The following is a 1,278-nucleotide window of genomic DNA, read 5'->3' as shown; positions in this document are numbered from 1 at the left end:
GACAACCCATTCTAATGTAGAGGTACCACTGACAAGAGATTCCGTCGCGAGGAGCCGGATGAGGGGAAACTTTCACGTCCGGTTTTGGAGACGAGTCAGTAAGGTGACTTACTGGCTTAGTTTAATTGCCGAGCAACCGTTCGCGTAGCGTCGGGCAAAGCCCGATAGGGATACCTGGTGTTGGCAAGAAGCCCGCGTTGTCCCTAAGCGGGCAACGTCGGGAGTATGTCACTAGCATTGACAGCAGCACCAGCGGCAGCGCCATTGGCACTATTACCAATCAATGAGCCGTTGTCACTTAATTCTCCAACTACTGCACCAGCAGCGGCACCAATACCGATATCTCTTAGTAAATCACCCGCAGCTGCTGGTGCAGCGGGTAGTAGTGTTGCGCCTACAAAACCGGTTGTGATCAGTCCTGGTAGTAGAGCACCGAAAATTGCTTTCATCTTTGTGTCCTCTAAATTGAGAAATCGAGCTACTGCTCTTAGGTTAGATCTGCCTCTCGGTAGATAACCTCTTCCATTAGAATTATTTGACCGCGCTCAATCAAGACAGTCAATCTGCCAAAGGTTCCTAAATATATATAGCGCTAAGCCCTATATACCAATTCGATTGATTTGTGATTTATTGCTGCTACAGTTCCCTAGGGTGCTTTAGGGACGGGCTCCCCCTGATTTTCTCGGTAGCCAGTATTGGGACAGTCCGTCCGATTGTAACGGGCAAGATGCCCATTCCACCCACCGGTTCTGCTCCGAAGTCCCAGCTTTGTCCGGGAAGCGTAGCCCACGGCCTTAGCTCCCTTTGCCAAAGTGTTTATTTAGCATAACAAGTACGCAAGAGAAAAAAAATAAGTATTAGCAGATAATCCCAGCTTCTGATTAACATTCAAAATTTTTGATTATATACTCTGCTAAAGAATTATATTGATCACTCATTCTTGACATTAAATTTTTTTGACCTTGTGACCATGAACCAGCTTGTATCTCTCTCGTTGGTTTTTCTTGGGATAAATATTGTATAGGAGTATTTTGTACTATACTATCTGGTGCGATTGTATTTAAATCTTCTATTTCTGCAACAGGTTCTATAGGTACAAAACTTGGAACACATTTGTAATCATCAATATCACTCTTTAATTTTGGTAAAAGGTAAGCATTCAGGTGTAGAGATTGACAAAGTCACCCCACTCACTTCAAAAGCGGAATCAGAGACAATTCGTGAGAACGCTGCCTGACTGCTAAGGACACAGCCTGACTCAGGAACTTTATGGTATTA

General features: G+C 44.5%; 1 protein-coding gene. It reads right to left on the bottom strand.

From position 1 onward, the window contains the following. Positions 1–203: 203 nt before the first annotated feature. Positions 204–449: a hypothetical protein gene (locus F6K46_RS39825; RefSeq protein WP_293069054.1), complete on the bottom strand. Its 246-nt coding sequence runs from the start codon at positions 447–449 to the stop codon at positions 204–206. Positions 450–1,278: the final 829 nt, after the last annotated feature.

This window comes from Moorena sp. SIO3E8 (genome assembly GCF_010692445.1).
GTDB lineage: Bacteria > Cyanobacteriota > Cyanobacteriia > Cyanobacteriales > Coleofasciculaceae > Moorena > Moorena bouillonii.
Note: the sequence above shows the minus strand (reverse complement) of the source record. Positions and strands in the feature narration are given on the sequence as shown.

Excerpts from the sequence above, each read along its gene's own strand:
- F6K46_RS39825 (WP_293069054.1), bottom strand. The coding sequence starts at position 449 with ATGAAAGCAATTTTCGGTGCTCTACTACCAGGACTGATCACAACCGGT.